12 protein-coding genes are annotated in these 12,500 nt (G+C 46.0%); 6 read left to right on the top strand and 6 right to left on the bottom strand.

Annotated elements, in window-relative coordinates; translation table 11 throughout:
* The first annotated feature begins 21 nt into the window (after nt 1-21).
* Nucleotides 22-240: a hypothetical protein gene (locus tag RLN88_RS03070; protein WP_350219906.1), complete on the top strand. Its 219-nt coding sequence runs from the start codon at nt 22-24 to the stop codon at nt 238-240.
* Here the strand turns inward: RLN88_RS03070 and RLN88_RS03065 are convergent.
* A complete protein-coding gene (locus tag RLN88_RS03065) occupies nt 229-807 on the bottom strand; it encodes a hypothetical protein (protein ID WP_350219905.1) in 579 nt (192 codons plus the stop codon). The genes RLN88_RS03070 and RLN88_RS03065 overlap by 12 nt on opposite strands.
* A 154-nt stretch (nt 808-961) precedes the next feature.
* On the opposite strand from RLN88_RS03065, the gene RLN88_RS03060 reads away from it, so the two are divergent.
* Nucleotides 962-1,336, top strand: coding sequence for a hypothetical protein (locus RLN88_RS03060; protein WP_350219904.1), 375 nt, complete (start codon nt 962-964; stop codon nt 1,334-1,336).
* Here RLN88_RS03060 and RLN88_RS03055 read toward each other — a convergent pair.
* The 4 genes from RLN88_RS03055 to RLN88_RS03040 form a co-directional block, all read right to left on the bottom strand.
* On the bottom strand, nt 1,326-1,826 hold the full coding sequence (locus RLN88_RS03055) for a hypothetical protein (protein WP_350219903.1): 501 nt from the start codon (nt 1,824-1,826) through the stop codon (nt 1,326-1,328). The two genes, RLN88_RS03060 and RLN88_RS03055, sit on opposite strands and share 11 nt — an antisense overlap.
* A 321-nt stretch (nt 1,827-2,147) precedes the next feature.
* A complete protein-coding gene (locus RLN88_RS03050) occupies nt 2,148-2,606 on the bottom strand; it encodes a hypothetical protein (protein ID WP_350219902.1) in 459 nt (152 codons plus the stop codon).
* 118 nt (nt 2,607-2,724) lie between these two features.
* Nucleotides 2,725-3,303 carry an ABC transporter ATP-binding protein gene (locus tag RLN88_RS03045; RefSeq protein WP_350219901.1) on the bottom strand — a complete coding sequence of 193 codons (579 nt, stop codon included), beginning with the start codon at nt 3,301-3,303 and terminating at the stop codon, nt 2,725-2,727.
* Between the two features lies 1 nt (nt 3,304).
* Nucleotides 3,305-4,537: an HD domain-containing protein gene (locus RLN88_RS03040; protein ID WP_350219900.1), complete on the bottom strand. Its 1,233-nt coding sequence runs from the start codon at nt 4,535-4,537 to the stop codon at nt 3,305-3,307.
* Between the two features lie 252 nt (nt 4,538-4,789).
* Between RLN88_RS03040 and porX the strand changes: the two genes are divergently transcribed.
* The 3 genes from porX to RLN88_RS03025 are packed head-to-tail and all read left to right on the top strand — an operon-like array spanning nt 4,790 to nt 7,978.
* Nucleotides 4,790-6,340, top strand: coding sequence for a T9SS response regulator signal transducer PorX (gene porX, locus RLN88_RS03035; protein ID WP_350219899.1), 1,551 nt, complete (start codon nt 4,790-4,792; stop codon nt 6,338-6,340).
* Nucleotides 6,337-6,768, top strand: coding sequence for a tRNA (adenosine(37)-N6)-threonylcarbamoyltransferase complex ATPase subunit type 1 TsaE (gene tsaE, locus RLN88_RS03030; RefSeq protein ID WP_350219898.1), 432 nt, complete (start codon nt 6,337-6,339; stop codon nt 6,766-6,768). Before porX ends, tsaE begins: the two co-directional genes overlap by 4 nt.
* A complete protein-coding gene (locus tag RLN88_RS03025; RefSeq protein ID WP_350219897.1) occupies nt 6,752-7,978 on the top strand; it encodes an alanine dehydrogenase in 1,227 nt (408 codons plus the stop codon). The genes tsaE and RLN88_RS03025 overlap by 17 nt, the downstream gene beginning before the upstream one ends.
* 452 nt (nt 7,979-8,430) lie before the next feature.
* On the opposite strand, the gene RLN88_RS03020 is transcribed toward RLN88_RS03025, so the two are convergent.
* Nucleotides 8,431-11,097 (bottom strand): valine--tRNA ligase, encoded by a 2,667-nt coding sequence (locus tag RLN88_RS03020; RefSeq protein WP_350219896.1) that lies wholly within the window; start codon nt 11,095-11,097, stop codon nt 8,431-8,433.
* A 122-nt stretch (nt 11,098-11,219) separates the two neighbouring features.
* Here RLN88_RS03020 and fahA point away from each other — a divergent pair, with 122 nt between their 5' ends.
* Nucleotides 11,220-12,488 carry a fumarylacetoacetase gene (gene fahA, locus RLN88_RS03015; protein WP_350219895.1) on the top strand — a complete coding sequence of 423 codons (1,269 nt, stop codon included), beginning with the start codon at nt 11,220-11,222 and terminating at the stop codon, nt 12,486-12,488.
* The last annotated feature ends 12 nt before the right edge of the window (nt 12,489-12,500 follow it).

Below are 12,500 nucleotides of genomic sequence, written 5' to 3'. Positions count from 1 at the left end.
TAATTTGTAATTTCAAATTTTATGAATACAACAACAGAAATTAGAATTTATGAGCTTTTGAAAACAAAGTTCAATGAATCTGATTCTCAGGAATTGGTGAAGGAAATTAAGTCAATGACACAAGATGATTTAGCCGAAAGAATTGAATCAAAGGTTATTTCAGCATTGACCTGGAGGTTGCTGTTCTTCTTTATAGCACAGGTTGGTTTCACAATCGGCTTGGTGAAGCTAATCCTTTAGTTTCGGATCCAAATCCCCTCGCATAAAGAGATTGTATTCTTCACAAGATAAGTATCCTTCGCCGAGCGAGTAGGGGCACGTTTTATAAACCTCATCAAATAGGCCCGTCTGCACTACCACGCCTGATCCATGACAAACCGGGCAAAGCATTTTTTCCAGGCCGCCACAATCATACTCAGCGGCTTGCAGATCCTTCGCAAATTGCTCCGATTGCGAGCGTTGGATTCTTAGGTATTCATCTTCCGCATATTGCAGGTACTGAATGGCTGGTTCATAGTAAAGCCCCTTTGTTCCCTTCAGTTGGATGTACTTGTTTAGCCAGTTGATGCTTTGTTTGTATTTACCAAGGTGGAAACTATTTCGCCCAAAGAAATAGGCCATGTCAGAAGGGAGCTTCTCCATGTTTTGCAGCACAAACTGGAAGAGTACCTCCGCACTGTCGTATTTACCCAATGCCATCAGCTCGGCACCCTTTTCCATTTTCCCGATCAGCACCGACTCACGCACAATTTGAGCGTTTGTGAAAAGTACAGACAGGAATAGTAGGGAAAAAAGCAGTTTCTTCATCACCTTCATTTCAAACGGAAAATTATAATGGTTTCAGTTGCTGACAGTCAGCCAAAGCAAAAGATTAACCAATTTTATGTTTGTATGGAATCTTTTCTCAGTTTTGGCAATAATTTGAAGAGCTATCGTTGGGAGGTATAAGCAGAAACAGGATATGAGTAAAGTTTTTTTGTGGGTAGTATTGGTTTTTGTCTCAGGTGCAGGTCTTGCGCAGAACACCAGGAATGCAGAAACTCCCAAGCCGCGACAACCGCAATATCAGGCAGCAAAGAAGGAAAAGAAATCCCTTTTTAGCTTTTTGAAGAAAGAGAAAAAAGCAGAGCTAAAGACCGCTGAGGAGGAAAAATTTGCCTTCCGAAAACGGGTGAATGAAGCCTACCGGGAAAATGCCAAGGTAGAGTACAAAGCCCGTAAGGTAAAGAAGAAGGAAGCCAAGAAGGGGGAGAAGTTTCACGGTCATAAGCGCCCTCCCAAAAAGCGCCCGGCAGGCAAACAGAAGTTCTGTAAGATTTGTAAAATCAAGCACTGACGCGATAAAGGGTCTGAGACCTCATTCGAAGATTAAAATGAGAAAGAATGGACCTCCGTATCGATTGCTTCAGGAAGGTATGGTTCACTCCATCTGGTGAAACAACAAATTTGAGGATTGGACGCTGCAAATCCTTATTCAGTGAAAGCTGTAATGTCCACTTCGCGTACATTTCTTTCCAGTCAGCATCATAGGCCTCCATGTGTGTGCGGCCATCCCACATGATCTCCAGCTGGTTATCGGCATGATCGTGTCGGTAGATAGCTGCCAGGATATCATAGTTATCTTCAAGCAGCACCTTACCGGCAGTTATCTTTTGCTTCAGCTCAATCATAAAATCATCTTCCAGTCCCATGGGATTGTGCTGAAGGTTGTATGCGCGGAGTATTGCTTTGAGCCACTCATTCAGGAGGCTTTCTTTAGAGAACGCCTGCACGGACTTTAGCAGATAATTTTTGTCCTGAGGGAAGTATTTTTCTTCGATGAGCACACGCAAAGATATTTAGATTTTTCTTTCGGCTACTTCACATCATTCTCAGATACATCCAGATGATAGAGATCATATTTTCTCCGCTCTTTCGGATTTGCAATCCGAAAGTCATGGGTAAAGAGTTTGTAACTCGATCATTATTATCATTTCCCTTTCCAAGCTAGTTCTAAATCAATCTAATTTCATATAAATGAAAAGTATTCTTTGGAACTGTAATAAGCAGCTAAACAAAGACTTCCAGATTGCAAATATGGAAGAGCACAGGCATAAAAAAAGGGTAACACTTTCATGTTACCCTTTCATTTTTAAAATCTTTAAAGATTAGTTGAAAACGAATGTCCATGTACCGGCAATACCGCTGGTACGTGCGCTTGGATCATCCACATCAAACTCCAAGGTAAGTGACCCTTCTCCAATAGTAGCAACTATATCAGTATCAACTCCACCTTGTGTTTTTGTAATTACTGTACCCGCATCATTGATTGTCCAGGTACCATTGGCCCAAACATCGCTAAATCCATCAGGTACATTACTAACAGTGTAGTTGCCACCTTCCACAGTGCCTTTAAAAGTAATTCCAAAATCCTGCCACTCACCATCTGCATCACCATTATCAGTTTGTACAGATGTAGGACCGGAAAACCCACCGGATACTGTAAGGTTCTCTACAGCAATCTCCAGATCAGATGGCCCATCACTACCACCACTGCCACCGCATGACATAAAAATAACTAAGGAAGCAAAAACTAAGGCAGCAAGTAAGTTTGATAATCTTTTCATAATTCGAATCTATAATTGTCTGATTAGATATAAGGTTCTATCAAAAGTAGAACTTTTTATTATTTATACCTACAAAACTGGAAAAAGTGAATGAAATTATTCGCCGGCCCTTATTTTTTTAGAGACTAAGCTGCTTTGAGCAGACGTTGATCTCACCTGGATCATTGGAAGCGATGAAAACAAGCCGTTTATCAAACCTCTCTAGTTGACTTTTCCACCAGTCAAAACCTTCAGCATCCAGGTTGGAGGTAGGCTCGTCCAGGAAGATCAGGTCATTTTCAAAGAAGAAAGCGGTGATCAGCCTTGCGCGCTGTTTCATACCTGTGGAAAACTCACCAATGACCTTATTCAAAGGGAGCGATGCAGATTGGGCCATTTCCTCAATGGTGCATGCTGGAGTTTTGAATTTGCTATGGAATTTCAAAAACTCACCCAAGGTAAATTCCTCAATAATCTCCGTATATGGCCCCACGAATGTAGTCTGCGGGCTGGGATCATCAATCGGTTTACCATCTATCAAAATCTCCCCCTCACTTGGAGTGAGGTATCCGGCAATGATCTGAATTAACGTTGATTTTCCTGCGCCATTCTTACCGGTAATAGCCACTGTTTCACCTGAGCTGAATTCAAAATTCAGATCCCTGAAAATCCAATTTTTCCTAAACTTCTTACCTATATGCTTTCCCGTAATCTTCATCTCAGTTTGTAAGTAATTCTTTTGGAGCACACAGATAATGCTTGGTTACAATCTTACTCATCGCCTTGATATTGGGTAGGTCAGAAGCATCTGCCACATCTACCACATTTCCATGCTTGCGCAAAATTTTGATGGATTGTCCAGAGGCAATGTAAGCTGAGTTGCTCACCGATCCGGTTTTGATGAAGTATCCAGCCTCTTCCTCATCGATTTGATACAGCTTCATCACTTTGTGAACGAGATCATCCGTCACGATCCTCCCGGTAGGCTCATTGGAAAAGGAAATTCCAAGGAGTTTTCGTTCCAGCAGCATCTTACTCAGCTTTCGCAACACTACATCCTCATGATCCTGCCAAAACTTAATCGATCCCCAGATATCCGCATCGTCCAGCAGGGCATAGATCTCCAGGATGTCCGGATCCTCTTCAAAATCCTGGTCAGTAATATCTCGTTCCAGAAATATTTTTAGGGCCGGAGTAGCCATCAGTTTTTCACCTGCCTGGGTCAAAGACTTGGCCCGTTTGATGAGTTCAATGAGCATCACCTCTGCACTCACGGCAGTTTTATGAAGGTACACCTGCCAGTACATGAGTCGTCGGGCACTCAGGAAGTTTTCAATGCTATAAATACCCTTTTCTTCCACCACTAAATGCTCACTGGCCACATTCAGCATTTTGATAATTCGCTCCGAACCGATCGCCCCCTCATACACGCCCGTGAAAAAGGAATCCCGCTTGAGATAATCCAGCCGATCAATATCCAGCTGGCTGGAGACCAGCTGATGAAAGAAGGGACGGTGGTACTTATCCTTAAAGATCTGAATGGTCAGATCCAGCGCACCATCAAATTCCTGATTGAGCCTGTCCATCATCCATAGCCCTACCTGCTCGTGATGCACGCCCTGAAACAGGGAAAATTCCAGGGTGTGGGAAAAGGGGCCATGGCCGACATCATGCAGTAAAATCGCCAGCATGCTTGCTTGTCTTTCCTTATCGGAAATCTCCACGCCCTTATCCTGCAGCGCATTGATTGCCCTGCGCATTAGATCCATGGCACCAAGGGCATGATGAAATCGCGTATGTAAGGCTCCCGGATACACCAGGTCAGTGAGTCCGAGTTGCTTTATTCTTCTCAGCCGCTGAAAATAACGATGCTCAATGATGTCGAAGATGAGATCGTTCGGTATATTGATGAATCCGTAAACCGGATCATTTAGAATTTTCTTTTTGTTCAACAGCGTTTGTGATTTACTTAAAATTGACAAAGAACCCCAAATTTCGTTCAAAAATGACACGTATTTATCTCCTCTCGGGAGGAGGATGAGGTGGGTTAGTTCAAATCCGTCATTTTTGAATAAAATTTGATAAAAGAAAACATTTTTAATAAACCCACCCCGCACCCCTCCGTGGAGGGGAATTAAGGTGTTTTCTTTTTATTCTTACATCAAACTCAGGTTACTTAGCAAAAGAATGCCAAAACTGAATTAATGCAGCAATTTAAAATCTTATGGGCGGACGATGAAATTGAGTTACTCAAGCCTCATATATTATTCCTGGAGCAAAAAGGCTATAAGCTTACTCCTGTAAACAGTGGGGCCGATGCGCTGGAGGAAATCGACCATAACTATTTTGATATTGTGTTTCTGGATGAAAATATGCCGGGAATGAGTGGATTGGAAACCCTCAACTACATCAAGTCCACTCACCCTAACCTGCCGGTGGTGATGATCACCAAAAACGAAGCAGAGGAGATCATGGAGGAGGCGATAGGCGCCAAGATTGCAGATTACCTGATCAAGCCGCTAAATCCGAATCAGATTTTGCTGTCTGTCAAGAAGATATTGGACAACAAACGGATTATCTCTGAAAAAACCAACCAGGGGTACCAAAAGGAATTTCAGCAGCTGGCCATGAATGTGATGGATGCACAGGATCATCACGACTGGATGGACATCTATAAGAAATTGGTGTACTGGGAGCTGGAGCTGGACGAAACCCAGGACCGAAGCATGGTGGAGGTGCTCAATGCACAAAAGGTAGAGGCAGATGGAAATTTTTCTTCGTTCGTCACTTCCAACTACCAGGACTGGATCACGGATCCAGACATAGACCGTCCTTTGCTTTCTCATAATTTACTAAAACACAAAGTTTTTCCTGAGGTGGGAGAAGAGCCCGTCTTCCTGATAATTATTGACAACCTCCGATACGATCAATGGAAGATTATTGAGCCGGAGGTGGCAGAGTTATTCAATGTGGATTCGGAGGAACTGTACTTTTCCATCCTCCCGACAACTACTTCTTATGCCCGGAATGCACTCTTCGCCGGACTCACGCCCCTAGAGATTTCAAAACGCTATCCGGATCTGTGGGTGGATGAGGAAGATGATGAGGGAAAAAACCTGATGGAATCAGACCTGCTTGAAGCCAACATGGCCCGCAACCAGGTGAAGGAGCGCTTCAGCTACCACAAAATACTACGGGCGGAGGAAGGCAAGCACGTGAGCGAAAGCATCTCCAACCTGATGAGCAATGCACTCAATGCCATCGTTTTCAACTTTGTGGATATGCTCTCCCATGCACGCACAGACATGCAGATGATCCGGGAACTGGCACCTGATGAATCGGCTTATCGGTCATTGACCAAATCCTGGTTTACACACTCCTCACTCTATGATACCCTGAAGGCACTGGCGAATCAAAAGGTGAAGGTGATGATCACTACGGATCATGGCACGATCCGGGTAAACAAAGCGCAGAAAATTGTGGGGGACCGAAAGACCAATGCCAACCTGCGGTACAAAGTGGGTCGCAACCTCGCCTTTGATGAGAAGTCAGTTTTTTTCACACGTGAGCCGGAGAACTTTGGCTTGCCCAAACCGCATGTAAGCTCCACGTATGTTTTTGCCATGGACGATCATTTCTTCGCCTACCCAAACAACTTCAACCATTACGTTCGCCACTACAAGGACACCTTCCAGCATGGCGGCATCTCCATGGAAGAAATCATCATCCCGTTTGTCACCCTCTCCAATAAATGACCATACCGAACTACAATGAAGACGAGCTACATGAAGTGGCCAGAAAGCTCCTGAGCAACTTTGGTCAGATCAAGGTGTGGTGCTTTGATGCGGAGATGGGTGCTGGAAAAACCACACTGATCAAGCAGATATGCAAAGAGCTTGGAGTAGAAGATGAAATGGGCTCACCTACATTTTCCATTGTGAATGAATACGAGTCTGGAAGGGGAGCGGAGATCTATCATTTTGATTTTTATCGGTTGAAAGATATCGGGGAGGCGATGGATATCGGCGTGGAAGATTACCTGTATTCTGGCAATCTGTGCCTGCTGGAATGGCCGGAGATCATTGCGCCACTTTTACCTGATGAATACCTGCAAATAAGCATTAAATTAGTAGGTGATAACACCCGATCACTAACGGCACAACCTAATGAACGAAACGTCTAAATCCGGATTCGCTGCACTGGCCAAAGAGCAGACTTTATATCCACAGGAAGCACCTGCCAAGATTTCCAAAAAACATCGGTCAATCCAGGTGGGGGTGCCGCAGGAAATTGCCGATCAGGAAAAGCGGATGCCGATCAAACCTTCTTCTGTGGGCGTGCTGGTAGCCAATGGGCATGAGGTGGTGATCCAGTCTGGTGCGGGGACTTCAGCCAACTTTTCTGATCAGGAGTATAGTGAGGCGGGCGCTAAAATTGCCTACAGTGCCAAGGAAGTGTTTGAATGCAACACCATCCTGAAGGTGGAGCCACCTACCCTCAAAGAGATCGACCTGATGAAGCCGGGCAGCACATTGATCTCGGCGTTTCAGGCAGGCAAGCAAAATGTGAAATACCTGGAGGCCATCAATAAGAAAAAACTCATTGCGATCGGTTATGAATTCATCCAGGACAAGGTAGGAGGGCTTCCTCTGGTACGGGCCATGAGTGAGATTGCCGGCAGCACGGTAATGGTGATTGCGGCGGAGTGCCTTAGCAGCACAAATGGGGGAAAGGGCGTTACGCTAGGGGGAATCACGGGCGTGCCACCGACGCGCGTGGTGATCATTGGGGCAGGGACTGTAGCCGAATTTGCAGCCAGAGCAGCACTGGGTCATGGCTCGGAGGTGAGGGTCTTTGATAATCAGATTTACAAAATGAGGCGACTCAAGCACGTGTTGGGTCAGGAAATCTACACCTCTACCTACGATGAAGCACTGCTGGCAAAGGAAGTGCAGGAGGCAGACGTGCTGATCGGGGCGGTGAGATTTGAAAAAGGACAACATAAGATATTAGTGACGGAAGACATGGTGATGAGCATGAAGCCTGGCTCAGTGATCATTGATGTGACCATCGATCAAGGGGGATGCATCGAAACTTCCGAACTAACTAACCACAACAAACCCACGTTTGTGAAGCACGATGTGATCCACTACGGGGTGCCAAACATTGCCTCCCGTGTAGCACGAACTGCCTCATTAGCGATCTCCAACATCTTCACCCCGATACTGCTGGAAGCCGGGGACTGTGGTGGATTTGATGAGATGATCTACACTCATCAGTGGCTGCAAAAAGGCGTCTATTCCTACAAAGGCACACTCACCAACCTTAACCTCGCCAAGCGTTTCAACATGGCGTTCAAGGACATTAGTTTGTTTATGGCGGCTAGGATTTAGTATCCGACTCGCTTTTGTCATTGAATCAACATCCTTTGACAATGAGTCAATGCCTTTTGCCATACAGCTAGGGGACTTTGACAGACAGTTAGAGACCTTTGCCATACACATAGCATGCTTTGACAACCAATCAGCCAGAATTGTCAGATAGTCAGAGCTTTTTGACAGACAGTCAGCAGGCATTGTCATACATTGAGTGGTTCTTGACAAGAAACCAGTGGTCTTTGACAGAATCTTTGCGAGTTATAATGTTAGCTGCTTTTGTCATTTCGACGATTGGAGAAATCTCTACTTGACTACAGGATAGATTCCTCGTTCCTCGGAATGACACTAAAAACAATGTTCAAGTGATATTCCCCCTTTGAAGAGGGGTGTGATGGTAATTGCGGGGAGGAGGGGGATGTCTATCCTTCTACAGGCCTACTTACCGCAGGCAGGCCGAGGATGACATATTATAAACTAGCCAAACTCTCCTCCAACGTCTTGATCTTCGCCTCAGCATCCGCCATCTTCTTGCGCTCCATCTCTACCACCTGTGCAGGTGCACCTTTGACGAACTTCTCGTTGGATAGTTTTTTCTCCACAGACTTCAGGAAGCCACGAGTGTAGTTGAGCTCTTCCTCGATCTTCTGTCTCTCTGCTTCCATGTCCACATTATCGGAAGCAGGGATAAAGTACTCATCCGATCCCACCACAAAGCTGAACGCATTGGCAGGCTTGTCTCCTGACTGGATTTCAGATAGGTTCGCCAGTTTTTTGAGTGATTCAGCAATGCCTCCAACCGATTTCGCATTGGTTGTCAGCTCAAAGGCCTCCTTTGGAGAGATGCCCTTGGAGCTTCGGATGTTTCGAATACCGGAAGTAATTTCAAACAGCAGATCAGCTTCTTTCAGGATTTTATCATCGTAGCTTGCTGCCTTTGGCCACTCAGCCACAATGATCGCCTCGCCATCCTTTCGGTCTTTCAGTTCGTGCCACAGCTCTTCAGTGATAAACGGCATGAACGGATGCAACAGCTTCAATACTTTCTCAAACAGCTCGATGGTTTTTGCCTGTGTCGCCGCATCGATTGGCTGGCCATATTCCGGCTTGATCCACTCCAGGTACCAGCTGCAGAAGTCATTCCACACCAGTTTGTATGCAGTCATCAGTGCATCCGACATTCGGAACTTCGAGAAGTGATCTTCCAGGTCGGTCAGGGCTTTATTGAGCTTGCTTTCAAACCAAGCGATGGCCTGTACATTTACCTCCGGCTGTGCGATATCGGTGGTTTTCCAGCCTTTCACCAGTCGGAAAGCATTCCATATTTTGTTGGAGAAGTTTCGTCCCTGCTCTACTAGTTTTTCATCAAACAGCAAGTCATTTCCTGCAGGGGAGCTGAAGAGCATCCCTGTTCGCACACCGTCTGCACCGTATTGTTTGATCAGATCAAGCGGGTCCGGCGAATTGCCCAGCGACTTGGACATTTTTCTTCGCTGCTTGTCCCGAACGATCCCGGTCAGGTACACATTTTCAAACGGCTTCTCATCCAGGTATTCGTACCCGGCAATCACCATACGTGCCACCCAGAAGAATAGAATCTCTGGAGCCGTCACCAGAGTGTTAGTGGGGTAGAAGAAGTTCAGCTCTTCGTTCTTGCTCTTATCGATCTTTCCGGTCGCCTTGTCAAAGCAATTTTCATTGAAGCCATCAAATACTGCAATTGGCCACAGGTTGGATGATGCCCAGGTATCCAGTACATCTTCGTCCTGTCTCAGGTCATTAGCAGACAGGCTATTGTTTCCGGTCGTCTTTCGTGCTTCCCCTACCGCCTGATCGATGGTTTCTGCTACTACAAAGTCATTCTCACCTTCACCATAGTAATATGCCGGGATACGCTGACCCCACCACAGCTGACGGGAGATGCACCAGTCGCGTACATTCTCCATCCAGTGGTTATAGGTGTTCTTAAACTTCGGGGGAAACAATTGGATTTCGTCATCCATCACCACCTTGTGAGCACGTCTGGAGATTTCCTTCATCTTGATAAACCACTGCAGGGAAAGCTTAGGCTCCACTACAGAGTTGGTCCGTTCAGACCGACCGATCTTCGTAATAAATTCTTCCTCCTTTACCAGGATGCCTGCTTCCTGCAGGTCTTTCACGATCATTTTTCTCACCTTAAAGCGATCCTGACCTACATATTTGTCAATCTCACATTTCTCATTCAGCGTACCATCCAGGTTGATGGTGTCAATTGTCTCCAAGTTATGGCGTTGGCCAATCTCATAGTCATTGGGATCGTGTGCAGGCGTCACCTTCAGGCATCCCGTACCAAAATCCAACTCTACGTAATCGTCCCCGATGATCGGGATCTCCCGGTTGATGAACGGAACCAATGCCTTTTTGCCGATCAGGTGCTTGAATCGATCATCGTTTGGATTCACCGCAACACCTGTGTCACCCATGATGGTCTCCGGTCGCTGCGTGGCAATTGTCACAAACTCGTTGGAGTCTTTGATTTGATATTTTACATGATATAGTATCGCCTTTTCCCCATCTTCATTGTAAATCACCTCTTCGTTTGAGATGGTCGTCATGGCCTCACAGTCCCAGTTGACCATACGCAAGCCGCGGTAGATGTAGCCTTTGTTAAACAGGTCTACAAACTGCCTGATCACCGCATCGTGGTAGCCTTTATCCATAGTAAAGGCCGTGCGTTCCCAATCACATGAGGCCCCCAGTTTTTTCAACTGCTCAAGGATGATACCGCCATATTTATCTTTCCACTCGTAGGCGTGTTTGAGGAAATCTTCACGTGACAGATCGGACTTCTTTATACCTTTTTCGCGTAGCATTTTCACCACCTTCGCTTCTGTAGCGATGGAAGCATGGTCTGTCCCTGGTACCCAGCAGGCTTCCTTGCCTTCCATACGTGCTTTCCGAATCAAAACATCCTGGATCGTGTTGTTGAGCATGTGACCCATATGCAGGACCCCTGTGACGTTGGGTGGAGGGATCACGAGCGTGTAAGCTTCCTTGCCGGTTTTAGGCGCGGCATGGAAGAAATTTCGATCCAACCAATATTGGTACCATTTGTCTTCTACCTGCGTAGGGTCATATTGTGCAGAAATGCTCATGGGCGCTTTACAGTGTCGTTAAATTTTTTGAAGCCGCAAAGTTAGTAGCTATGAAGCTTCTTTTCCCTTTGTCAGGGGAATTATGCCATGCATATTTGTAGAAATGAATCAAAATCTGAAAAATGGAAATAGCTGCAAATAATCCCAAACTAAAATCATGGGTCGACGTACCCGCCAATTCTGACTTCCCCATTCAAAACCTGCCGTTTGGCATCTTCAAGAAAGACGGATTCAAACGTGCCGGCGTAGCGATTGGTGACAAGGTGCTGGACCTGGCCGGGTTACAGCGGCATGGATTATTTGATGGACTTAGCCTGTCTCAAGGCATTTTCGAAAAGGAGGTGTTGAATGACTTTCTGATGCTGGGCAAAGCCACAGGCCGGATTGTACGGAATCGAATTTCGGAATTGCTGCAAGAAGGAAATGAGGAATTAATGAGTCATTATGAGCTGGGATCTTTGCTGCTGGATCAGGATAAGGTAAAGATGTGTATGCCGGTACAGATTGGTGACTATACCGATTTCTACTCCAGTGAGCAGCATGCTTACAATGTGGGGTGCATGTTTCGCGATCCGGACAATGCATTAATGCCAAATTGGAAATACATCCCGGTTGGTTATCACGGTCGGGCTTCATCCATCATTGAGTCAGGTGTTCCGATCCATAGACCTAAAGGGCAGCAGCGACCGAATGACGATGAGCCGCCGGTGTTTGGTCCGTGTAAGCTGCTCGACTTTGAGCTGGAGATGGCATTTATCACCTGTGGCGAAAACCAGTTGGGAGATTCAATCAGCACAGCAGAAGCAGAAGATCACATTTTTGGAATGGTGCTGTTCAACGACTGGTCAGCAAGAGATATCCAGAAGTGGGAATATGTGCCGCTAGGTCCATTCCTGGCAAAGAACTTTGCCTCATCCATCTCTCCATGGATTGTAACATTGGATGCGTTGGAGCCTTTCCGAATTCCCGGACCAAAACAGGAACCGAAAGTATTACAGTATCTGGAGTATGAAGGAAACAAGCACTTTGATATTTCCCTTGAGGTAGCGATTGAGCCTGAGGGGAGTGAGGAGAAAGTGGTGGGCCGGTCCAACTTCAAATACATGTACTGGAACATGGCGCAGCAGCTAGCACACCAGACAGTGAATGGATGTAACATTAAAACCGGAGATATGTACGGTAGTGGAACCATCTCAGGACCTGAACCAAGTCAGTTTGGCTCAATGCTGGAAATCTCCTGGAAGGGAACCAAACCGGTGAAAATGCCTGATGGAAGCGAACGCAAGTTTATTCAGGATGGAGATACAGTGATCATAAGAGGCCATGCAGAACGAGATGGCGTACGTGTGGGTTTTGGTGAGGTGAGTACGAAGGTGTTGTCGGCGAAGTAGTACAGATTTTTT

The organism is Ekhidna sp. (assembly GCF_040223195.1).
Lineage (GTDB): Bacteria > Bacteroidota > Bacteroidia > Cytophagales > Cyclobacteriaceae > Ekhidna.
Note: the sequence above shows the minus strand (reverse complement) of the source record. Positions and strands in the feature narration are given on the sequence as shown.